At 65.4% G+C, this 21,225-nt stretch carries 17 protein-coding genes; 10 read left to right on the top strand and 7 right to left on the bottom strand.

Annotated features, from left to right (window positions below):
• The first annotated feature begins 44 nt into the window (after positions 1-44).
• Entirely contained in the window at positions 45-821 is a 777-nt protein-coding gene (locus tag ACOOFO_RS03580; RefSeq protein WP_420428291.1) for a DUF2189 domain-containing protein, read from the top strand.
• A gap of 71 nt (positions 822-892) precedes the next feature.
• On the opposite strand, the gene ACOOFO_RS03575 is transcribed toward ACOOFO_RS03580, so the two are convergent.
• Positions 893-4,294: a penicillin acylase family protein gene (locus ACOOFO_RS03575; RefSeq protein WP_420428290.1), complete on the bottom strand. Its 3,402-nt coding sequence runs from the start codon at positions 4,292-4,294 to the stop codon at positions 893-895.
• Positions 4,295-4,380: 86 nt separating this feature from the next.
• Between ACOOFO_RS03575 and ACOOFO_RS03570 the strand changes: the two genes are divergently transcribed.
• Positions 4,381-4,893 carry a hypothetical protein gene (locus ACOOFO_RS03570; protein ID WP_420428289.1) on the top strand — a complete coding sequence of 171 codons (513 nt, stop codon included), beginning with the start codon at positions 4,381-4,383 and terminating at the stop codon, positions 4,891-4,893.
• Here ACOOFO_RS03570 and ACOOFO_RS03565 read toward each other — a convergent pair.
• Positions 4,857-6,467, bottom strand: coding sequence for a GGDEF domain-containing protein (locus ACOOFO_RS03565; RefSeq protein WP_420428288.1), 1,611 nt, complete (start codon positions 6,465-6,467; stop codon positions 4,857-4,859). The genes ACOOFO_RS03570 and ACOOFO_RS03565 overlap by 37 nt on opposite strands.
• Positions 6,468-6,640: 173 nt before the next feature.
• Between ACOOFO_RS03565 and ACOOFO_RS03560 the strand changes: the two genes are divergently transcribed.
• Entirely contained in the window at positions 6,641-7,759 is a 1,119-nt protein-coding gene (locus ACOOFO_RS03560) for a DUF4382 domain-containing protein (protein WP_420428287.1), read from the top strand.
• 103 nt (positions 7,760-7,862) lie between these two features.
• Here the strand turns inward: ACOOFO_RS03560 and gpmA are convergent, their stop codons facing one another.
• The 3 genes from gpmA to ACOOFO_RS03545 form a co-directional block, all read right to left on the bottom strand.
• Entirely contained in the window at positions 7,863-8,618 is a 756-nt protein-coding gene (gene gpmA, locus ACOOFO_RS03555; RefSeq protein WP_420428286.1) for a 2,3-diphosphoglycerate-dependent phosphoglycerate mutase, read from the bottom strand.
• 150 nt (positions 8,619-8,768) lie between these two features.
• On the bottom strand, positions 8,769-9,296 hold the full coding sequence (locus ACOOFO_RS03550; protein ID WP_420428285.1) for a gamma carbonic anhydrase family protein: 528 nt from the start codon (positions 9,294-9,296) through the stop codon (positions 8,769-8,771).
• Positions 9,293-10,243 (bottom strand): alpha/beta hydrolase, encoded by a 951-nt coding sequence (locus ACOOFO_RS03545; protein WP_420428284.1) that lies wholly within the window; start codon positions 10,241-10,243, stop codon positions 9,293-9,295. Before ACOOFO_RS03545 ends, ACOOFO_RS03550 begins: the two co-directional genes overlap by 4 nt.
• A gap of 110 nt (positions 10,244-10,353) precedes the next feature.
• Here ACOOFO_RS03545 and ACOOFO_RS03540 point away from each other — a divergent pair, with 110 nt between their 5' ends.
• The 7 genes from ACOOFO_RS03540 (at position 10,354) to ACOOFO_RS03510 (ending at position 18,452) form a co-directional block, all read left to right on the top strand.
• Positions 10,354-10,926: a LemA family protein gene (locus ACOOFO_RS03540; RefSeq protein WP_420428283.1), complete on the top strand. Its 573-nt coding sequence runs from the start codon at positions 10,354-10,356 to the stop codon at positions 10,924-10,926.
• Between the two features lie 7 nt (positions 10,927-10,933).
• Positions 10,934-11,881, top strand: a complete 948-nt coding sequence (locus ACOOFO_RS03535; RefSeq protein WP_420428282.1) for a GIDE domain-containing protein — start codon at positions 10,934-10,936, stop codon at positions 11,879-11,881.
• A 71-nt stretch (positions 11,882-11,952) separates the two neighbouring features.
• Complete coding sequence (locus ACOOFO_RS03530) at positions 11,953-14,013, top strand: M3 family metallopeptidase (protein ID WP_420428281.1); 2,061 nt, start codon at positions 11,953-11,955, stop codon at positions 14,011-14,013.
• A 78-nt stretch (positions 14,014-14,091) separates the two neighbouring features.
• Positions 14,092-14,406: a hypothetical protein gene (locus tag ACOOFO_RS03525; protein ID WP_420428280.1), complete on the top strand. Its 315-nt coding sequence runs from the start codon at positions 14,092-14,094 to the stop codon at positions 14,404-14,406.
• The gene (locus ACOOFO_RS03520) at positions 14,403-15,932 is read left to right on the top strand and encodes a PepSY-associated TM helix domain-containing protein (RefSeq protein ID WP_420428279.1); all 1,530 of its coding nucleotides are present in this window, start codon (positions 14,403-14,405) and stop codon (positions 15,930-15,932) included. The genes ACOOFO_RS03525 and ACOOFO_RS03520 overlap by 4 nt, the downstream gene beginning before the upstream one ends.
• A gap of 1 nt (position 15,933) precedes the next feature.
• Positions 15,934-16,215: a hypothetical protein gene (locus tag ACOOFO_RS03515; RefSeq protein ID WP_420428278.1), complete on the top strand. Its 282-nt coding sequence runs from the start codon at positions 15,934-15,936 to the stop codon at positions 16,213-16,215.
• A 116-nt stretch (positions 16,216-16,331) separates the two neighbouring features.
• On the top strand, positions 16,332-18,452 hold the full coding sequence (locus ACOOFO_RS03510; protein ID WP_420428277.1) for a TonB-dependent receptor: 2,121 nt from the start codon (positions 16,332-16,334) through the stop codon (positions 18,450-18,452).
• A gap of 57 nt (positions 18,453-18,509) precedes the next feature.
• Here the strand turns inward: ACOOFO_RS03510 and ACOOFO_RS03505 are convergent, their stop codons facing one another.
• Together ACOOFO_RS03505 and ACOOFO_RS03500 are read right to left on the bottom strand one after the other, a co-directional pair.
• Positions 18,510-20,282 carry an MFS transporter gene (locus tag ACOOFO_RS03505; protein WP_420428276.1) on the bottom strand — a complete coding sequence of 591 codons (1,773 nt, stop codon included), beginning with the start codon at positions 20,280-20,282 and terminating at the stop codon, positions 18,510-18,512.
• Positions 20,283-20,312: 30 nt separating this feature from the next.
• Entirely contained in the window at positions 20,313-21,203 is an 891-nt protein-coding gene (locus ACOOFO_RS03500) for a DUF3014 domain-containing protein (protein ID WP_420428275.1), read from the bottom strand.
• Positions 21,204-21,225 lie beyond the last annotated feature (22 nt).

Here is a 21,225-nt window from a genome sequence, read left to right as displayed (position 1 = left end):
GAAGCGTATGCAGGCCCTATGTTCCGGTGACATAGGAGATCGCCATGAATGCCACGACAACCGCGCATCGCAGCCAAGGCGGTACTGGCGTCGGACACGTATCGCCCATGCAACCGCTACGCTGGATTGCCCGCGCCTGGGACGATCTGACAGCCATGCCGGGCGCCAGTCTGCGCTATGGGGTGGTGGTCACCCTTGGCGGCTGGTTGATCTTCGCCTTCGGCGACCACCCCTTCTTCGTTGCCGCTGCGGTGACTGTCTTCCTGCTGGTCGGACCGATTCTATCCACCGGCCTGTGCGAACTCTCTCGACGCCGCTCGCAGGATGCCTACGCGGATTTTGAATCCTCGCTGGAGGCCCTTGGTCGCAATCGCGATGGCTTGCTGCACTTCGCCGGCACCCTGCTCGCCATCGGTGCGGTTTGGACGGTGCTGTCGACGCTGATGCTGGCGACCATGCTGGGCAATGCTGCGCCCTCGGTAGAGCTCGCCATGTGGCAGGACGTCTTCGCCATGCTGAGTGCTGAGCAATTACAGGCCTATACCCTCGTCGGCGGCGCCCTGGCGATGCTGGTCTTCGCCCTTTCCGTGGTCACCGTACCCATGCTGGTGGATCGCGGCGACATGACCGCGAAGACGGCAATGCGGCAGAGCGTGCGGGTGTTCTTCGCCAATCTGCCGTCCATGGTGGTATGGGCAGCCAGCATCGCGCTGCTCACCGCCATTGGATTCGCAACCATGCTGGTGGCCATGATCCTGATCTTCCCGCTGCTTGGCCACGCCAGCTGGCACGCCTATCAGGATCTCGCGGCTTCGCGCTGACTCAGCGCGCGGGCAACAGCCAAAAAAAACCGGCGGCAAATGCCGCCGGCAAGACCCCCAACGCGGACGTGCTACTGCGGTGCCTGTTGCTCCGCAGCAGCCTTGACTTGTACGACCTGCTGGAAAGTGGGCCGGTTGGTCCAGTGGATGGGATCCACCGGCAGGAAGGTCAGCGGCACATGTTCGACCGCGTCGCAATCCTCCACGACCCCGCAGCCGGAACCCTTGGCGTAGCTGTCGAGCTGTGAGCCATCCCAGTTGGCCTGGTTGGCAATACCACCCAGATCCGTGAGTGCCTGATCCAGCGCCGTCAGCACGGCGTTGCGACACGCCGACGCATCGTTGCTGCCCGCACACTGCAGGGCGCGATAAGGCGTATGCCCCGGCGCATCCAGTGCGGTCTGCAGCAGGCGCTTCATGTGCTCGTACCAGCCAGCCTGGAAGGCGGAGCCCTGCGCCCTGGGCGCGTCATAGCGGCCCTGCAGCACGGTCGGCAGGCCTTCGAACTGGGGCAGCATGGTCGGGATGAGGCGCTCGAACCAGGCATCCATCAGCACCACCGCGGCGCGGTGGTCGTAGACGCCGTCATTGTCCCGGTCGCGGCGATAGGCACCGAGGCCGTCACCTCCGTCGATCCAGCGGCGTGAACCTTCGGCCTGCCAATCGCGCATCAGGCTGATGACCTGCTGCTGTGCATCGCTGAGCGCGCCGGTTTCCATCAGTTGGAGCAGCAAGGGCAGCACGGTCTGGCCACGCAGGTCGGTGAAAGCGGCATCGGCCAGAATCTCGGTCATCGTGCCGATATCGTGCTTGCGGCCAGCGGCGCGGAAGGCATCCAGACGCTCGACCAGCATGTCGACGCGGTGGGTGGGGCCATAGCTGCCATTGGCATCCGAAGCCCACCATCCCTTGGCCGGCGCATTGTTCCATTGCGCGATATAGGGCTGGTTCTTGACCTGCGGGTGCTCCTCCATCGTCAGATAGCCGTCGAACTCGAAGAAGCCGTCGCGCAGGGGATCGTTCTGGGCGACGGGCGTGGCCGGGTTCGGGAAGCTGACGGCGCCGTTCGCCGCATCGCCGCCATAGGTGTCGAAGAAGCCGCCGTTGAAGGGCACGCTGGCGCTCTTGATCTGGCCTTCCCATTCAAAACGGCCGTCGCCCCAGGCGGGCAGTTCGGGGTGCTGTTCCGGGTGGCGCTTGGGGTAGAGGCCGCTGTGGAAGACGGCGGCGTCTTCGGCGTCCACGTACATCCAGTTGAAGGAGCCACTGACACTGTTGAATAGCTTCCGGAAGCTGTCGAAGTCCTCGACGATATTGGTGGTTGCCAGCGCGAAGGGCGGCGCCGTTTCCAGTTCGCCGAAGAAGGTCGAGCGCTGCAGCGACAAGCCGACCGGCGCGCCACGGACGGTAGCGGTCGCGAACATGGGGCCGTAATGGGTGCGCACGATGGACCGCTTGACACGCTGCGGCTGTGGCGGACCGCCCAGGGCCACCGAGGCCACCGTCGGCAGCGCGGTCCATTCGTCCTGGCGTCGATACAGGGCGCGACACTGCATGCCCTGACCGTCGCCGGCATCGACCAGATAGCCGTCGGCCATCAGATTGCCCTCGGCGTCGGTGTCGCGCGAGGCCGGGCTGCCGTCGAGATTGCAGAGCTTGGAGACGCGGACGTCGACCAGGTCGGAGTTGCCCGAGGTCGCGCTCCAGGCGTAGTCATCTCCGCGACCGATGTTGATGTAGGGCAGATCGCCGAAGACCACGCCGCGACCGTTGAAGTCCAGCGGCCCAGGGTTGTCGCCACCCGATCGGATGGCCACCTCCCACAGCAACTGCGGCGCGAAATAGCTGGTCTGCGGACCGAAGACCGCGATGGGAGCGCCATCACTGGTTTCCGAAGCCGGCACCACCACCCCATTCGACATGGTGCGTGGCAGCGGCAGGCCCGCCGCCGCCAGATGCTGGCGCGCCCCCTCGCCCGGATCGACCGCCGCGCGAAGTTGCTGGGGCGCGCGCCGCGAGGCGCCAGCGCGCAACGGCGGCGTGGTCGCCTGACGCCACATATCCTGTGTCGGTTGCAGGCGGGCCGTCGGGTTCAGCCCGAGCAGGCAGGCATCCAGCGCCGTGCTGTTGTCGATCAGGCAATCCAGCAGCGGACTCACGGTGGGCAGGTTGGGCAACAACGGCAGCGAACTGACGGCATCGCCGGTCAGCCCGCCCAGGACGTTTCCGGTAATGGTGCCGAGGGTCTCTCCGCCGCTGGCGTCGCCCACGAGGAAGGTGGGCCGCGTCTCGAAGCTCCCAGGGTCGAAGATGGCGGCGCCCTGCGGCAGCGCCTGCGGGCAGGCCTCGCTCACCGAGCCCGGGGACTGGGTCTCGAAACGCTCGGCATTAATGCTGTAGTGCGTGTCCGGATCGGTGGCGTGACGCAGGTCGCGCCAGAGCTTGCAGGCGGCCTCCGGAACCGCGGCGCTGTCGGGGCCAAAGCTGGCATCCAGCGCCTGAATCAATCGCAGGTTCTGGTGCTCGCCACCGCCACCGATGGCGAAGATCGACTGAATCAGCGTGGCCGACGCCACGATGTCGGTGCGCGTCCAATCCCGCGGCGGAAAGACGGGCGGTAGCGTCGGCAAGTCGCCGACCTGCAACGCCAGGCTCGCGTACTCGGGCGGAATCTCGTTGATGGCCGTGCTGTTCAGCGTGTCGAGATAGGCATTGATGCCATCGACCATGGCATCCACATCCTGGATGACAAGATCGCCCAGGGTGCCGTATTTGGCACGCGCGGACTCGACCATCGCTTCAAGCTCTTCCTCGTTGTAGCCGGCAAAGGCGGCCAGATCGGCATCGAAACCGAGCGTATCCGGCGCGGCACCGAGGAATTCGCTGAAACGCCCGCGACCGATGGCGCGCAGCGCATCATGCAGCCAGAGCCGATCCTGGGCGGAGGCAAAGCCAAAGCCATACATGGCATCGCGCCGGGTATCGCCATCGATGAAGGGAACGCCCCAGCCATCGCGTTCGATCGTCACATTGCCGCCGAAGGGCGTGGTCAGCGTCACGGTCTCGGTGACAGTGTCCGGCTCCAGCCCGGCAGGCTTGTAGTAGTTGCAGGCCTCGTCGGAACGCGTTTCGTGCGCGCTGATATCGAAGGGCGGCGTACAGGGCGCCGCCTTCAAGTTCTCCTCGGCGTAGGCGAGATTGCCGTAGAGCGCCAACTGGTCATTGAAATTGTCGGGATAGCTGACCACCGGACCGACCGGTGCGCCCACACCACCGGCGGAGTTGCCGTTGTTGCCCGGCGGCACAGCGTTGAGGAAGATGCTCCTGCCCGGTGTTTCCCGCTCGCCGGCAGACCCACCGCTCCCGGCCCCAGGATCGGTATCGGCCACATTCGGGGCGTCACTGGTTCCGCAGGCTGCCAACAGCAACAGGGCAGCCGCAGCGGGCAGGCTGCGGGCAAATCTGGGGATCATCGGTGCTCCTCTCTATGTTCTGTGTGCAACGCCCCGAGGGGCATCGGACAATATGACGCGCCTGTGACGCCGTGACCATCGTGAAAATGCACCAAGTGACCTGCCTGGCAGATCTCTCCGAAGCCGATGTGGTTGCCCTGTTGGCGACGCTGGGCGTCCGTTTGCAACGCATCGGCGACGACGAAGTCATCCCGGCGAGCTACTGGGGAGCGCCGGAAGCCGGTGTGATCGGCGACTGCCTGTATGCCCGCGGCGACACACCGGTGCATTCCATCCTGCACACGGCCTGTCATGTGCTGTGCATGTCCGAAGAAAGACGCGCCCGGCTGCACACCGACTGTGGCGGCACGGACCTGGAAGAAGCTGCCGTGTGCTACCTGCAGTGTCTGCTGGCCGATGCCATCCCGGGCTACGACCGGAATCGGCTGTTTGCCGACATGGACGCCTGGGGCTACAGCTTCCGGCTGGGCAGCGCCCAAGCATGGTTCAAGTACGACGCCGAGGACGCCAGGGCCCACCTCGCCGGACTGCAGCTCTCACCGGCGCTGCGCGCCCTCGTGAATCAAACCCGATCGGATTTGTTGACGGCGGCCGACTGATTCACGGCCACCGCGTTGACCTGCTCCAGGTAGTGTCGCGCATCGTTGCGCGTGCCGGACTTGAGCATGTAGAGCGCAGCGTCAGCCTCTTCGATCAGCAGTCCGGTGGAGGTCCATGCATCTTTGGCCGCATCAAAGGTGGTGACGCCGATGCTGACCGTCAGGCAGCCCAGCGGGGACCGCGCATGAGGAACAGCGCGCCCATGCAATTGCTTGCAGATGCGTCGCGCAACCTGCAATCCACCATGCGCCGGGGTGTTCTGGAGCAGCAGGGCGAACTCTTCACCCCCCAGCCGGGCTGCGACGTCGATATCACGATGAACCCCGTCCGCCAGCACCTGCGCAGCGTGCTTCAGGGCTTCATCGCCAGCCGAGTGCCCGTAATGATCGTTGTAGGACTTGAAGTGATCGATATCGGCGATGAGTAGCGACAGCGGCTGTTTCTCGCGTTGGGCCCGGCGCAGCTCATGTTCGAAGTGCTGCATGAAGAAGCGCCGATTACGCAGTCCGGTGAGCGGGTCGTGGTAGGCCAAATACTCGAGCTGCGCATGACTTTCTGCCAGTTCCTGCTGCGCGCGTACCCGCTCGTCGACATCCTCGATGGCGCCCACCACGCTATGCACCGTGCCATCCGGCGCGCGCTCCGCGTGACCGCGGACGTTAAACCACCGGTAGCGCCCGTTGGCGAGTTGCAGCCGTCCAGTTGCATCGAAGCGGTCGCCCTTTTGCAGATCCTGCGCGATCTTGGTGCCGTAGACTTCGCGTTCGTCGGGATGCACGAGCTCGATGAATTCTAGATCAAGCCCTTCACGATCAGGCGGGTAACCGAGCAGTTCGCGGAACCGAGGGGACGTCCAGCGAGTGACGACCCCATCCTCGAATCGCCAGCCCCAGGCACCGGCCTGGATGCTATAGAGCACGAGCTGCAGGGTCTGTTCGCTCATGCGCAGCATCTCGGCCTCGGCCGCATTGTGGCTGGAGCGCCTCGCTATGCGGCCATAGTCGGAGATGGTTCGCAACAGCAACAGGAAGAAGGCGTTGCCAAAGACGAGCCAGAGCAGCAGAGCCATCATCCCGTCGCGCGACAGATCGAAGCCGGTATGCCAGGCCACACCTGCCAACACCAGCACGGCCTGAACCGCAAAGACAAGCCAGCAACGACGCAGACCGACCTGAGTACGCAACAGCACCAGCCCGACGTAGACGAAGGGCGTGAAGCCATAGATGGGGCGGAACACACTCAGGCCGGGATCCTGTATCGGCGCGCCCCAGGAACTGAATACAACCGGGACGGCATAGCCCACGACCATTCCGGCCGACAAGCCATCGGAAAGCCACTCGCGATGGGCCGCCTGGACCGGGCGGAGCGCGGCCAGAAAAGCCGCAATGAAAGGTATGGTCATCGCGAACATCAGGAAGGCGGCCAGGCGCGCTTCCGGCCCATAGCTGGCCAGTACCAACACTCCCGAAATGGCACTGACGAGCATGAACAGGCTCGCCAATATCTGCACACGGCGCTGGACGCTTCCTGCCTCCGCCTCCGCAATCACCTTGCCATCCGACAATTCGGACATTGCTGCGCTCCATGCAACGTTTGGCTGGCAAGCGAGCGGATCACACTCGCCATTTGCTGCCACGAAGCCGATGGTACCGCTTGTGCGCGCACATCTCGCGCCGTTGCGGTACACAGTGGAACGATATGGCCCTGCCGGACGTGTAAGAGCTAGATTTCGACAGGAGCGCATTCATGTCAACCCGCCACAGCCCCACCCTTCTTGCCCTCGCACTCGGCAGCGTCGCGACCCTTGGCCTTGTCGGCTGCAGTGATAGCGGCGGCGGCTCGGGGAGCAACAGCACCGAGACACGCCGCGTGCAGCTGGAAGTCACCGACGCGCCGGTGGACGACCTCTCCGCGGTGACCGTGCAGTTCACCGGCGTGGTCTTCAACCCGGCTGACGACCTGGATGGTACCGACGACGACGCCACTGAAGAGGACAACGGGCCGCCGGAGAATGCCGGCAATGGCAACGGTGGCAATGCAGGCGCCGTGGACGACGATGATGACGACGCCGGCGAAGGCGACAACGACTTCATCCGCTTCACCTTCGATACGCCGCGTCAGATCGACTTACTGGCGCTCACCGGCGGCCGAACCGATATCCTGATTGACGAAGCCATCCCGACCGGCCGCTATGAATGGATCCGGCTCGAGGTGGACGCTGAGCGCGGCATGCTGGATTCCTTCGTGACGCGCAAGGACGGCGGCCAGGTCTCGCTGTTCATCCCCAGCGGTGCGCAGCGTGGCTTGCAGCTGAACGGCCCCTTCGAGATCAGCGCCAATCAGGGCGCGCGCTATGTCGTGGACTTCGACCTGCGCAAGTCCATCAAGAACCCCCAGGGCTTTTCGGACTACCTGATGCGGCCAACCCTGCGCATCGTGGAAGTCTCTGAGGCAGGCAGCATTGCCGGCAGCGTCGACAGCAGCCGTCTTGCCGCTGAGGAATGCACGGCCGATCCGGCGACCGGTGACGGCGCGGCGATCTATGTCTACGACGACACCAGCGCCGCGCCGGACGACCTGGGCTCGGCGAATGCACCGATGAGCACCGCGACGCTGACGCTGAACGAGTCCACGGGTGTCTTCGAATACACCGCGGCCTTCCTTGCGCCCGAGCGTTACCGGGCCGCATTCACCTGCCAGGCCGCCGGTGATGACAATGAAGCCGATGACGCCATTGTCTTCTCGGAACCCCAGAACGTTGCGGTCACGGCGGGTGCAACCGCGACAGCCGATTTCGGGCCCATCGCGTCGGAAGACGACGGCCAGGACACCGCTGAACCAACGGAAAGCGCTTCCACCAACTGATCGCGACACCGCCTGAATGGCAGCGAGCCCCGCAGCGCCTGGATGGGCTGCGGGGCTTTTTTCTTGCTTTCGGGTCGGGCGCGCGATGGCCGCGCGCAGTCGCTTACTTGCTGCCAGCCGTGGCCTGTGCAGCGACGGCGGCGGCGGCCTTCTTCGCGGCCTCCGGATCACCCAGATAGCGGTAGTCCTTCACCTCGAGCGCCGCATCCAGCTCGAACAGCAGCGGGATGCCGGTGGGGATGTTGACCTCGGTGATCTCGTCTTCGGGCACATCGAGCAGATACTTGTACAGGGCGCGCAGCGAGTTGCCATGCGCCGTGACCAGTACCGTCCTGCCGCTGGCGAGCTGGGGCGCGATATGGTCGTGCCAGTAGGGCAGCACGCGCTCCAGGGTGGTGGCCAGGGACTCGGTGGCGGGCAATACGCGTGCATCCAGGCCGTGGTAGCGCCGGTCGAAGCGCGGGTGCCCGGCGTCATCGTCGGCCATGGGCGGCGGCGGAATGTCGTAGCTGCGACGCCACACCTTGACCTGGTCCTCGCCGTGCTTGGCCGTGGTTTCGGCCTTGTCCAGCCCCTGCAGCGCGCCATAGTGGCGCTCGTTCAGACGCCAGCTCTTGTGAACCGGCAGCCATTGCTGCCCCATGGCATCCAGCGCGGTGTTGAGGGTGCGAATGGCGCGCAGCAGCAGGGAGGTATGCGCGACGTCGAACTGGAAGCCTTCCTGCGTCATGAGACGGCCAGCCTCTGCGGCCTCCTCGCGCCCCTTGTCGGTCAGGTCGACATCCACCCAGCCGGTAAAGCGGTTTTCCAGATTCCACTGGCTCTGCCCGTGGCGCAGTAGTACGAGTTGATGCGTCATTGTGGTGCCCTCGATATGTCCGGGATGTAGCCCAGGCCGAAGCCCAAAGCGGTCTCAACGTCCGCGTGCCGGCCTTGTCGGGGCGCAAGGATACTTGGCGCGGCCGCCCTTGTGGCCTTCAACCAGTCGACGTGCAGCGCCGTGGTGCGCTCAGCCTTCGCTGTGGCGGCGCTTGAGCCGCACATAATGCGCGGCTGAGTAGCGCAGGGATTCGCGCTCGGTATCGCTGATGGCGCGTACGGGCTGCGCCGGTGCGCCGCGATAGAGCCAGCCCGATGCCAACCGCTTTCCGGGCGGAACGAGGCTGCCTGCCGCCAGAAAGACTTCGTCTTCCAGCACCGCCTGGTCGAGCACCAGTGCGCCCATGCCAATGAGGCAGCGATCCCCGATCGTGCAGGCGTGCAGCGTCACGCCATGCCCCACTGTCACATCCTCGCCGATGACCAGCGGCACGCCGCCGGGGGTATAGGGCCCGTCATGGGTGACGTGCAGGGTGCTGTTGTCCTGGATGTTGCTGCGCGCGCCGATGGTGATGCTGTTGACGTCGCCACGCACGACGGCCATGGGCCAGATCGATACATCCGCTCCGAGTGTGACCTGGCCCAGTACCAGCGCCTGCGGGTCGACCCAGGCGCCCTCGCCGAGTTGCGGCCGGTGGCCCTCGAAGTCCCGGATCATTCCTTCAGCTCGACGTTGTCGTCACCAAGCGCGCGCGGCGCACTGCGCTCCATGGGAGCAGGCGTGCTCGGCGTCTGTTCCGGTGTACCCGTCTGTGTTTCCACGAATCGGGCGATCTGATCAAGGAGATCAATGGTGGTGCGGAAAGGACGCGCCAGCACCGCCACGGTACAGGCGTGACTACTCACCCCGGGGCTGCAGTTGATGGTCTCGTAGAACACCGTGGTCACCGGTGCCCCCTTGCCACGCAGCGCCTGCGCCAGGCTGTTGGCGTTGTTGATGGCGGTGGTGACGTCATCCTTGCTGTGAATGAGCAGGGTCGGCGGCGCCTCGGCATTGGCGAAGTTCACGGGTTGCGACATCGGATAGCGCGACGCCGGGCCGAAGATGTCCTGCAGGTCGGCGGCACGAATCGGCAGGAAATCATAGGCGCCGGCAAGACCGATGAAGCCGGCCAACGGCGCACGCATGCCGGCGCTGTCGAGGTAGCGGTCATCCAGTGCCAGCAGGGCCGCCATATGGGCGCCGGAGGAATGGCCCATCACGAAGAGCTGCTGCGGATTGCCGCCATAGCTGCTGATGTTGTCGTGCACCCAGGCGACCGCCTTGGCGGCATCGTCCATGAAACCGGCCATGCGCACATCAGGATACTTCCGGTAGTCCGCCACCACCGCGACGATGCCGCGTGAGCTGAGCGCCTCGCCGACGAACTTGTATTCGTCTTTGCTGCCCTGACTCCAGCGCCCGCCGTGAAAAAAGACCACCACCGGCGCGCGCTGATCGAGGTTCTTCGGGGCATAGATGTCCAGACGGCGCCCCTCGCCCGAGGCGTAGGCAATATTCGCGGCCGCTTCGTAACCGCGATCCGGTGTCACGGCATTGAGCAGCGACAGGCCGGAGCAGCCCGCGATCAGGGCGCTCAGCAGCAGGACGGTGAATAGGCGCATAGGAGGTCCGTGCACGGGAGGTGGGAAAACGCCAGAATCATACCTTCTGCAGCCGGGGGCGCGGGCGCATCGACCCGCTCGAAGATGCTGCGTTGTGATGGGGAACCGCGATGATCGGATGGATTGTCTTTGGCGTGGTGGCGGTGGTCCTGCTGGGCTACACGATCATCATCTACAACGGGCTGGTTCGGCTGAAGCACGCCGTGGCGCAGGCCTGGTCCAACATTGATGTGCTGCTGCGCCAGCGCCACGATGAGCTGCCCAAGCTGGTGGAAACCTGCCGCCAGTACATGCAGTTCGAGAAAGAGACCTTGCAGAAGGTCACCGAAGCCCGTGCCGCAGCCGACACGGCCCGCCAGCAGGGGGACGTCAAGGGTGTTGGCGGCGCCGAGACCATGCTGCGCGCCGGCCTGGGCAAAATCATGGCGACGGTCGAGGCCTATCCCGAACTCAAGGCCAACGAAAGCTTCAACAACCTGCTCAGTCGCATCAGCAATCTGGAAGACACCATTGCCGACCGCCGCGAGTTCTACAACGCGGCCGTGAACGCCAACAACGTCCGCATCGAGCAGTTCCCGGATGTGCTGGTGGCGCGCATGCTGGGCTTCGGCGCCAAGGATCTGCTGGTCTTCTCCGAAGAGGAGACCGCCGACGTCGACGTGCGCGGCCTCTTCAGCGGCTGATCGCGTCGTGGGTGGCCCTCTGACCGCGCTTGAGCAGTGGGCGCTGAGCGCGCCGGATGACACCTTCTGGTGGAGCATCGCACTGATCGCCGTGGTGGTCCTGATCGGCGGCATCACCGGCTTCGCCCATCTGCGGCGGGCGCGCATGATCGAGGACACCCCGACCCAGCGCATCCGTTCGGCAGCCCAGGGCTATGTCGAATTGGAGGGCAAGGCGCGCTGGATTCCGGGGCCGCAGATTCACTCGCCCCTGTCGCGCCAGCCCTGCGTCTGGTGGCGCTACAGCATCGAACGCCGGCAGGGCAGCGGGCGCGATGCGCGCTGGCACCGCATTGAATCCGGCACCAGCGACGACCTTTTTGCCCTTGATGACGGTACCGGCGTGTGCGTCATCGACCCGGAGGCGGCCCGCGTCTACGCCGATGTCCGGCGGAGCTGGCGCGGTGCCACCGAGCGCCCGATGCGCGTCCCGCAACCGCAACAGCATTGGTTTGATGTCATTGGCTTTTCCTTTGGCCGCTATCGCTACCGCGAGCAGCTCATCAGCCTGAATGCGCCACTGCACGCCATGGGGCGCTTCGACACGGCCCGTGCCATTCGCGAAGAAGACGACGAGCAGGATGTGCGCGAGCTGCTGGTCGCCTGGAAGCAGGATCGCGCCGCGCTGATGGCGCGCTTCGACGCAAACGGTGACGGCGAGATCGACATGCAGGAATGGGCGCGTGCACGCGAGGCCGCCCGCGCGCAGATTCGCCGCGAGCGTGCGCAGGAGCCGCCGCCGCAGGACGTCCACGTACTGCGCCGGCCAGCGGACCGTCGCCCCTTCGTGCTGTCCACCTGGCCACAGGCCAAGCTCGCGCGCTACAAGCGGATGATTGCCTTCCCGCTGCTCGTACTCTGTGCAGCGGCCTCGGTCCTGCTGATCCTGTCGCTGGTATTGCGTCTGAGCGCATGATGAGGTGCAGCGGCGGGTGGCCTATTGCGACCATCGCTTCCCGCAATCATGCAGCGTCCTACAATGCAGGCATGACAACCAACAACCCCCTGCTCGACCTCGCCGAAGGCCGCTGCGACCTCCCCGATTTCAGCGCCATCCGCCCCGAACACGCCGAAACGGCGCTGGATGCCATCCTGGCCGAGAACCGGGCGCGCATCGACGCGCTCATCGCCAGCAACGCCACCCATTGGCATGAACTCGCGGAGCCGCTGGAGGCCCTGGACGAGCGTGTACATCGCGTCTTCGGCCCGGTGGGTCATCTGTTCTCGGTCTGTTCCACCGAGGCCTGGCGCGCCGCCTACAACGCCTGCCTGCCCAAGCTCACCGACTACTCGCTGGAACTGTCGCAGTCCCGTCCGCTGTTCGAGGCCTGGCAGCGCCTGCGCAACAGCGAAGCCTTTGACGCCCTCACCGAGGCGCAGCAGGCGGCCGTCGAACATCATCTACGCGATTACCGGCTTGCGGGCGTCGCGCTGGACGAGCAGCCGCGGCAGCGCTATCGCGCCCTGGCCATGCAGCTGTCCGAATGGGGGACGCGCTTTGAGGAGCATCTGCTCGACACCAGCCAGGCCTGGTCACTGACCCTGCCCGACGCGCAGCGACTGAGTGGCATGAGCGAAGGCGCCATTGCCGCCGCCCGCCAGCGCGCCGAAGCCAAGGGCGAGGCCGGCTATCGACTGACGCTTGATTTCCCCAGCTTCAATACGGTCATCAGTCATGCCGATGATCGCGCGCTGCGCGAATGCCTGTACGAGGCGTGGAGCACGCGCGCCTCCGATGCCGGTCCGCACGACGCCCGCTTCGACAACAGCCCGCTGATGGAGCAGATTCTCGGCGCGCGCCACGAACAGGCGCAGTTGCTTGGCTACCCGAATTACGCCGCCCTTTCGCTGGCGCCCAAGATGGCCGATGACGCCGACACCGTGGAGCGCTTCCTGCTCGACCTGGCGCATCGGGCACGGCCACGCGCAGAACAGGAACTGGCCGAGCTCACCGCCTTTGCCCGCGAGCGCAACGGCATCGAACACCTGCAGCCCTGGGATCTTCCGTACTACAGCGAAAAACTGCGCGAGCAGCAGCTGGGCCTCTCGGACGAGATCCTCAAGCCCTACTTTCCACTCGACGCGGTGATTGCCGGACTGTTCGACCTGATCGAGACCCTGTACGGCGTGCGCGCCGAAGCCATTGACGACGTCAGGGTATGGCACGACAGCGTGACGGTCTATCGGCTGTTCGACGCCGATGGCGAGACCATCGGTCTGTTCTATCTGGATCCCTACGCGCGCGAACACAAGCGCGGTGGCGCCTGGATGAACGACGGCCGCTCGCGTCGCCGCAGCCCCGAGGGCCTGCAGACGCCGGTGGCCTATCTCGTCGGCAACTTCACACCGCCCCTGGCCGGACAGGCGCCGCAGCTCACCCATCAGGAAGTGCTCACCCTGTTCCACGAGGCCGGCCACGGCCTGCACCATCTGCTGACGCAGATCGATGTGGCGGCTGTCTCCGGCATCAACAACGTGGCCTGGGACGCCGTCGAGCTGCCCAGCCAGTTCATGGAGAACTTCTGCTACGACCGCCGCTTTGTGCAGCGCATGAGCCGACACGTCGACAGCGGCAAGCCCTTGCCGGACCACCTGCTCGAGAAGCTGCAGGCCGATCGCCAGTTCGGCGCCGGGCTGGCAACCTTGCGCCAGGTGGAGTTCGCGCTCTTCGACCTGCGCCTGCACCGCGACTTCGACCCCGCCCGCGGCGGCCGGGTGCTGGAGACACTGCAGGCAGTGCGCGACGAAGTCGCGGTGATCCAGCCGCCGACCTATAACCGCTTTCCAAACAGCTTCTCGCACATCTTTGCGGGCGGCTATGCCGCCGGCTACTACAGCTACAAGTGGGCCGAGGTGCTGTCAGCGGATGCCTTCGCTGCCTTCGAAGAGGCCGGCGTGCTCGATCCGGAGACCGGGCATCGCTTCCGCGACTGCATCCTCGCCCGCGGCGGTACCCGCGATGCCGGCAGCCTGTTCCGCGCCTTCCGCGGCCGCGACCCCGAGATCGACGCCCTGCTGCGTCAGGACGGTCTGCTCGACGCTGCCTGAGGAGGCCTGACAGCCTACCGACATAGAGAATCGCGAAGCGTTACCATTCGCGCCCTATTTCGCGTTGATGAATCGCCTGTGAAGCACGCCGCGTCCCCGCAGAGCCCCTCACCGCGACGGGAGGCGACAGTGCGCAGCCTGGCCGCACTGCCACTGGCGTGGCTCGCCGCCACCCTGAGCACGGCGGGGCTGACGAGCGTGCTGGTTGCCGGCGGCTTGCCGCGGGCGGAGACCACTGTCTGGCTGATGCTCGCAGGCCTGTTGCTCTGGCTCGCGCTGGCAATCCATGCAGTGGCGGCCCGCCGGCTGCTTCAGGCTTGGCTGCTCCCGACCAGCCTGGCGGCAGTTGGTGCGCTTTTGGTCTGGCAATTCGATGCAGGCGGCGCGCTATGACCCGTTCGCTGCGTCAGTCGCTCAATGTGCTGCACACCTGGGGCGGCCTCGTGGCTGGCTCGCTGATCTTCTTCGTTTTCTTCACCGGCTCACTGGTCGTCTTCGAGCAGAGCATCGACCGCTGGATGATGCCGGACACGCGGACCATCGCCAGCGGCGAGGATGTCGGCTTCGAGGGCGCCTTCCAGGCGCTGCAGTCGGCCCATGAACTAGGCCCTCACGGCGTATTTCTCTACCCACCGACACCCCGCCGGCCGGTCTATGCCGCCCATTATCACGATGCCGCCGGCGCCGACCAGCACGCCTTCATTAGCCGGGATGGTCAACCCATTGCCGACCCCGGCACCTTCGGCGCCAGCGAGTTCTTCTTTCCGCTGCACTATTCCCTGCACTTCGGTGCCTTTGGCATGGCCACTCTGGGCTACTGGCTGGTAGGTCTGGCCGGCATGATGGTGCTGGCCATGGTGGTTAGCGGGATCGTGGTCCATCGCCGCCTGCTGCGCGACTTCTTCAGCCTGCGACTGGAGCGCGCGCGCGGTCGGGCACTACTCGACGTACACAACATCAGCGGGGTCATGAGCCTGCCTTTTCTGGTGTTCATGGCCTTCAGCGGGGTGGCCATCTTCGTCTATACCTATATGCCGGTGAATGTGCTGGCGAGCTACTCCAACAGCGAGGACTTCTTCCACGACGTGTTGCCGCACGTCGACCGTAATGCGGCCGACATGCCCGCCGAGCGCGTATCCCTCGACCACATTGCGGCGCAGGCCCGCAGCATCTGGCAGGGCGGGGAGGTCATGGTGCTGGGTATTCACCTCGCGGGTGATGCCCATGCCTACGTGGCCGCCTATCGGGACACGCCCCGCGAGATCGCCTATCGCTACGAACAGCTTGATTTCGACGCCACCGATGGCACGTTGCTGCATCAGCAGCGCCTTGGCCCCGCCATGCAGACCTATCAGTTCCTGACCGGGCTGCATATCGTGGTGGCTGACAGTTGGGCGGTGCGCTGGCTGTACTTCCTGATGGGGGTTGCCGGCTGTGTGGTCATCGCTTCCGGCTTCCTGGTCTGGCTTGAGAAGCGTGCGCAGCGCACTGGACAGCGCGCATTTCGTTGCGCGCAAGCCATGGCAGGGGCCTCCACCGTCGGCCTGCTCATGGCCACCCTGGCCATGCTGGCCGCCAATCGCCTGCTGCCCGCTGGCCCGGCCGCGCGTGCCGAGTTCGAAGTAGGCATCTTCTTTACCGCCTGGATCGCCAGCCTGCTGCATGCCTGGCTACAACCTGGCCTTACTGGTCTTGGGCGACAACTGCTGGCCGTGGCCGCGCTGGCGTTGTCATTGCCTGTACTGAACGCCATCACTACTGGGGACGCGCTCCCCCTGACCATTGCGCGAGGCCAATGGCAGATTGCCGGCGTGGACCTGGTCATGCTGCTCACGGCCGTGACGGCGCTGTATGCAGTCCATGGCCTCCGCCGCGCCGAGCGGCGCCAGCGGGCAACATATCGCACCGTGGCGGCCTGACATGCTGCTGCTCAGCACCTTCCTTCTGCTGCTTTGCATGGCGCTGCTGGTGAGCACCGATCCCCGGCAGCGCCGACGCCGCCATCGAGCGGTCTTGCCTGTGGCTCAGCGTCGTCTGCGCCGTGGCCTGGGCCTGCTCTGTGGCAGCGCAGCCCTGCCGTTGGCCTTTGCCGGCCTTTCACCCGGCTACGCCACTCTCTTCTGGCTGTTGGGCATTGGGCTGGCCGGCATGGCCGTTGCGGTGCTCCATGGCCTGCACGTTGGCAGCAATGCCGCACCGTAGCGCCTTCTGCGCGCGGACAGCGCAGCTCCATCCACCCCGCTAAAATATGAGAATCGTACGCATTAGCGTTACGGTTCTTATAAGGCTCAACGAGCCACACAGACTGGGGATTCGACATGACCTTTCACAATCGCTGCCCGCGTACCGGGCTGTTCGCGGCTGTCTGCATGACCGCCACCGCCTGGACGCCGGCCATGGCGCAGGAAGCGCCGGCAGACGAAGCCACATTCGATCCGGTGGTCGTTTCGGCCACCCGCACCGAAAGCACGGTGTCGCAGACCGCGCGTTCGGTCACCATCATCGATGCCGAAACGATCCAGAGGCAGGCGAGCCTGGATCGCAACCTGAGCACGATCCTGGCGTCCGAGGTCCCCGGCCTTGGGCCCAGCACCCAAGCGGCAACGAATTTCGGCCAGACACTGCGTGGCCGCAACTTTCTGGTATTGATTGACGGCATTCCACAGTCCACGCCTCTGCGAGACGCCTCGCGCGACCTCAACACCATCTCCCCCGCTTCGATCGAACGCGTGGAAGTCGTACGCGGCGGTACGGCGGCTTACGGTTTCGGCGCAACCGGGGGACTGATCAACATCATCACCAAGAAGTCGGAAGACGCTCCCACCGCGGGCTACTCGGCGGTTGGCGTGCGCTACTCCACGGAAGAATTCGACGATTCCGGCATCTTTGAAACCGAACATGGCGTTTCCGGCACACGTGGCGCCTGGGACTATCTCTTCTCCGGCTCTCTTGTGGAGCGACAGGGGCTGTTCGATGCCGAAGGCCGCCGCATTCCGCCCGACCCGCTTGGCTCGCAGGGTGGCTTTGCCGACAGCACCGAATACAGTCTGCTCGGCAAGGTGGGCTACGCCATCGACGACCTGCAGCGTGTCCAGTTCATGGTCAACCACCTGGACAACGAGCAGGAATCTGACTTCACCTTCGACACCGAGTTGCGCGACGGAAGAACGCCGGCCATTCCGCTCAGCGAAGCGCCCGATGATGCGCGCTTCGTGAGATCGCCAGGTACGCGCAACACCGTCGCCAACATCAGCTACTCGCATGCCAATCTGGCGGGCAGCACGCTTCGGCTCAACAGCTACTACGGTGATCAGGAAATCGTCTTTGGCAAGTTCCCCGGCTTCTCGCAGGGCGGAATCGCCTCCGAGAAATTCGGTAGCCGGACTACCATCGATACACCACTGACGTTGCTTCCCGGCGCGCTTCATCTGATCTGGGGTGCGGACTACCTACGCGATGAAACCGACCCGGTGAGCTTCCAGGCTCCGGACGCAGTGCCGGCTATGGAACAGGACGCCTTTGCTGGATTCGCGGAAGTAGAGATTCCCCTAGGGGACGCCGGCCTGATTCGTGGCGGTCTTCGTCATGAAGTCATCTCGGTGGATACGGCAACGGTGGACAGCAACCGCAGCGGCAACCGCGTGGAAGCGGGCACCCTCGACTATGACGAAACCCTGTTCAACCTCGGCGGGGTACTCTATCTCAGCCCGCAGTTCGACCTGTTCGCCAGCTTCTCGCAGGGCTTCTCGCTGGCCGATATCGGGCGTGTGCTGGCCGATGCCGGCCCCTTCGAGGAACGCGTGACTTTCCAGGCCGAGGACTTCGAGTCGGAAGCACAAAAAACCGACAACTATGAGCTGGGGCTGCGCTGGTCTGATGGGCGCCTATCCACCTCGCTGGCCGTGTTCTACAGCCGGTCGGACAACGGCACAACCTTTGATGACGATGCGCAGATTCGCAAGTTTGCCGAAGACATTCACGGTGCCGAACTGACCTTTGACTACACGGTCAGCGACATGACCACCTTCGGCGGGACGGTGAGCCGCGCCAAGGGTGAACGGGAAAGCGCCGACGGCACCGAGGTCAAGCTCGATGGCACACGCATCGCACCGCTCAAGGTCACGGCCTACTTCAGCCACTCCCCACTGCCGGGCTGGGACAACCGCCTACAACTGACGCATATCGGTGACCGCGACGAATTCCCCAATGCGGACGGGCCTGAGAGCTTTGCCGGCTTCGGCGAGGGTGAAATCGACGGCTACACGCTGGTCGACCTGGTCAGCAGCTTCGCGGTCGGACCCGGCACGCTGCAGCTATCGGTCAGCAATCTGCTGAACAAGGACTACGTGCCGATGATCAATCAGGCCTTCAACATTCCGAGCGCCTTCTCCAGCGGTCCCGGACGCATGGTGGGCCTCAACTACCGCCTCGACTGGTGATGCACTGCCGTGGCGGCTGGCACCCTGGCAAGGGCGCCGCCGCCACGGCATCTTGCTTCAAAGCGACAGGCCGATGGCACCACGCAGGCGATGCGTCGCCAGCGAGCGCGGGGCCACCGCCTCGAGGTGCGCCAATATCGTAGCGGGAGGCAAAGGATCCCTACGCAGGCGCCACAGTGCCGGTAGCCGCGCCGCGTGGAACAGGCTTGCAGTCAGCGTCAGCCCCGCCACCACGATGGTCAGTGCCGGCAAAGCGCCGGGATCCTGCTCCAAACTCCGTAGCTGCGGCCACAGACTGGCCAGCAGGCCAAGCGACAATGCTGCCCAAGCCACAACGCGGGCGACCACAGCAACGGTCACCGTGCGCCACGCGCCGCCGGCTATACGCACCAGTTCGGCGGGGGAAAAGCTGTCCAACCGCCAGGCTGTGGCCTCGTCCACCGCTCGACGCGACGGTGGCGGCAGCAACGCGCCCGTGATCGGATCGACCACGGTTTCACCCCGGCTATGGGCGGCCACCGCGCGCTGCACGGCCGCGTGTCGCGCCTCGGACAGCGGATACCACCACATCAGGCCCAGCCCGATGGCATTGAGCACTGCAGGGACGAGGGCATGCAGCGTCTTGATGGCGAACACCACCTCGGGGCTCTGCGTGGCGGCATCCGGGACGTACCCCACACTGCCGAGTACGGCCAGCGGAAGGGCGGCGCCGGGAATCAGCGCGAACTTGGGGATGATGCTCCACAGTGCGGCGAACTGGGCTTCGCGGCGTTTGCCGGTCAGCAACTCGTCGTAGTCGACGACATCGGCGTGCATGGCCCCGCCGACGAACAGCCATACTGCGGATTGCAGGCCCACCATCATGTGAATGAACAGCACCAGACGTTCGTCGCCCGGCCCGGCAAAGAACAACGCGCTGCCGCCGACGACGGCAATGGCGCCGGCCGACAGCCAGACCACCCGCTTGCCCTGAGCATGCGCAACGATCAGCCAGATGGGGAGCGCTAGAAGGCCCGACAGCAGATAGGCCAGCAGGAAATAGCCCACCCACACGCCCTCCGCTTGCAGCACATGCTCGGTGTAGAAGGGCAGCATGGTTGCCGGAATGGCAAAGGGGATGGCCGTGATGATGTGCGAGGCGAAGGTGATGCGAAAGGCCGGATTGCGCAGCGCGCGGCGCACGCCCGGGACCAGGGGCACGCGGCCGCGTACTGCATCGACGCGGGGCTCGCGGATGACCAGCAGAAAGAGGAGATTGGCGGCGAGATAGGCGCCGCCGTACATCATTGACTGCCAGAACATCTGCTCGCGGCCGTCCTCAATGCCCATGCCAGACAGCACATTGGGCATGACCGCACCCACGATGGTGCCGATGGCTACGAAGCCGGCGATGGCGGCGAACAAGTCCTGTCGCTGCCCCTGATCCTGGGTCAGTTCCATGGCCAGGGCCTGCCGCGGCACCGCCGAGATGGTGAGGAAGAGAAAGGACAGCAGCAGCGCTGCCACCGCCCAGCCCGCCAGGCCGACCTCGGGGAGCGCCTCGGGCGGATTCAGCAGCAGAACGAACATGGCGGTGTTGCCCAGCACGCCGATGGCGATATAGGGCATGCGCCGGCCAAAGCGACTACGGGTGCGGTCCGACAGCCACCCCATCAAGGGGTCGGTGATGGCGTCGAAGGCGCGACCGGCGGCAATGGCCAGGGCCATCACGCCCGCTGGCAGGGCCACCACATCGACGTAGAACTTGGTGAGATAGACCGCTAGCAGCAAGGCCATGGCCGCGCTGACCGCCCCCTGCAGGCTGAAGGCAAAGCGGGTGGGGTCGGTCATGGCCGCGATGCCCCCATCATCGGCGCCAGGTCAGTCGCCAGCGGCCGGCGTTGCCTCGGGCGCGATGCGCGCCAGCAAGACCGCCCGGAAGTCCCGCAGCTTGTCGCGCACGGCTCGCGAGGCCTCGGGACCCAGGCGCAGCAGGATCTTCTGCCCGGAGGACAGCGCCTCCAGATCCGGGTCGGCAAATGCGTAGAGCACTTCCGGCTGCACCAGCAGATAGCGTTCCCGCGCGGGTGGTGCGGCCAGCAGGTGATCGATGATTGCGATCAGCCGGTCGTTGAAGTAGTCCTCCTCCTCGCCCAGGGCAGCGAAGGCCCGCTGCAGCAGCGGGTAGTAGCGCAGGTAGAGGTCCACCATGGTGTCGGTGTCCGGCGCAGTGAAAGCACGCACGTAGGGCGCGTAGCGTTGGGCGTTGGCGGGCAGCCATTCGAAGCGGTTATTGCCAACCGCCTCCACCAGCGGCCGGCCCGGCACGTGCTGCACCGGCCATTTGGTCACCGGCACGATCTGGCCGTCCAGGCTGTTGACCCAGACCACGAATCTCTGCACCAGCCGGCGCGGCACCAGGCGGCCTTCGATCGGGATGTCTCCGGTGAGTGCGCGCAGATCGGCGCGTACGGCCTCGTCGCTCTCATCCAGGGGCGGCAGGGATGAAGACTGGGCATCCGTGGCTTCCGCGCCGGCGGGTGCATCGCTCTCGGCGGCGCCGGCGTCTGCGCTTTCCGCGGCAGTGTCGCCTACCGGGTATTGGGGCGGCTCCGGCTCGGCGGCGGCTTTCTCGGTCTGCGCCGGGTCGCGATAGTCCACGGCGGTTTCCGGGCTGTCGCCGACGCCGTCCTCAGACTGACTCCACCACCAATAGCCGCCGGCCGCGGCAACGGCGATCAGCAACAGCGCTACGACAACGGAACGGTTCATGTGGAATCACCCTGTTGAAAGG

Origin of the sequence: Algiphilus sp. (assembly GCF_965216485.1) — a bacterium.
In the GTDB taxonomy this organism is placed as follows: Bacteria; Pseudomonadota; Gammaproteobacteria; order Nevskiales; family Nevskiaceae; genus Algiphilus.
Note: the sequence above shows the minus strand (reverse complement) of the source record. Positions and strands in the feature narration are given on the sequence as shown.

Excerpts from the sequence above, each read along its gene's own strand:
- ACOOFO_RS03580 (WP_420428291.1), top strand. The coding sequence starts at position 45 with ATGAATGCCACGACAACCGCGCATCGCAGCCAAGGCGGTACTGGCGTC.
- ACOOFO_RS03510 (WP_420428277.1), top strand. The coding sequence starts at position 16,332 with ATGACCTTTCACAATCGCTGCCCGCGTACCGGGCTGTTCGCGGCTGTC.
- ACOOFO_RS03570 (WP_420428289.1), top strand. The coding sequence starts at position 4,381 with ATGCACCAAGTGACCTGCCTGGCAGATCTCTCCGAAGCCGATGTGGTT.
- ACOOFO_RS03530 (WP_420428281.1), top strand. The coding sequence starts at position 11,953 with ATGACAACCAACAACCCCCTGCTCGACCTCGCCGAAGGCCGCTGCGAC.
- gpmA (WP_420428286.1), bottom strand. The coding sequence starts at position 8,618 with ATGACGCATCAACTCGTACTACTGCGCCACGGGCAGAGCCAGTGGAAT.
- ACOOFO_RS03575 (WP_420428290.1), bottom strand. The coding sequence starts at position 4,294 with ATGATCCCCAGATTTGCCCGCAGCCTGCCCGCTGCGGCTGCCCTGTTG.
- ACOOFO_RS03550 (WP_420428285.1), bottom strand. The coding sequence starts at position 9,296 with ATGATCCGGGACTTCGAGGGCCACCGGCCGCAACTCGGCGAGGGCGCC.
- ACOOFO_RS03540 (WP_420428283.1), top strand. The coding sequence starts at position 10,354 with ATGATCGGATGGATTGTCTTTGGCGTGGTGGCGGTGGTCCTGCTGGGC.
- ACOOFO_RS03500 (WP_420428275.1), bottom strand. The coding sequence starts at position 21,203 with ATGAACCGTTCCGTTGTCGTAGCGCTGTTGCTGATCGCCGTTGCCGCG.
- ACOOFO_RS03560 (WP_420428287.1), top strand. The coding sequence starts at position 6,641 with ATGTCAACCCGCCACAGCCCCACCCTTCTTGCCCTCGCACTCGGCAGC.
- ACOOFO_RS03515 (WP_420428278.1), top strand. The coding sequence starts at position 15,934 with ATGCTGCTGCTCAGCACCTTCCTTCTGCTGCTTTGCATGGCGCTGCTG.
- ACOOFO_RS03520 (WP_420428279.1), top strand. The coding sequence starts at position 14,403 with ATGACCCGTTCGCTGCGTCAGTCGCTCAATGTGCTGCACACCTGGGGC.
- ACOOFO_RS03545 (WP_420428284.1), bottom strand. The coding sequence starts at position 10,243 with ATGCGCCTATTCACCGTCCTGCTGCTGAGCGCCCTGATCGCGGGCTGC.
- ACOOFO_RS03505 (WP_420428276.1), bottom strand. The coding sequence starts at position 20,282 with ATGACCGACCCCACCCGCTTTGCCTTCAGCCTGCAGGGGGCGGTCAGC.
- ACOOFO_RS03565 (WP_420428288.1), bottom strand. The coding sequence starts at position 6,467 with ATGTCCGAATTGTCGGATGGCAAGGTGATTGCGGAGGCGGAGGCAGGA.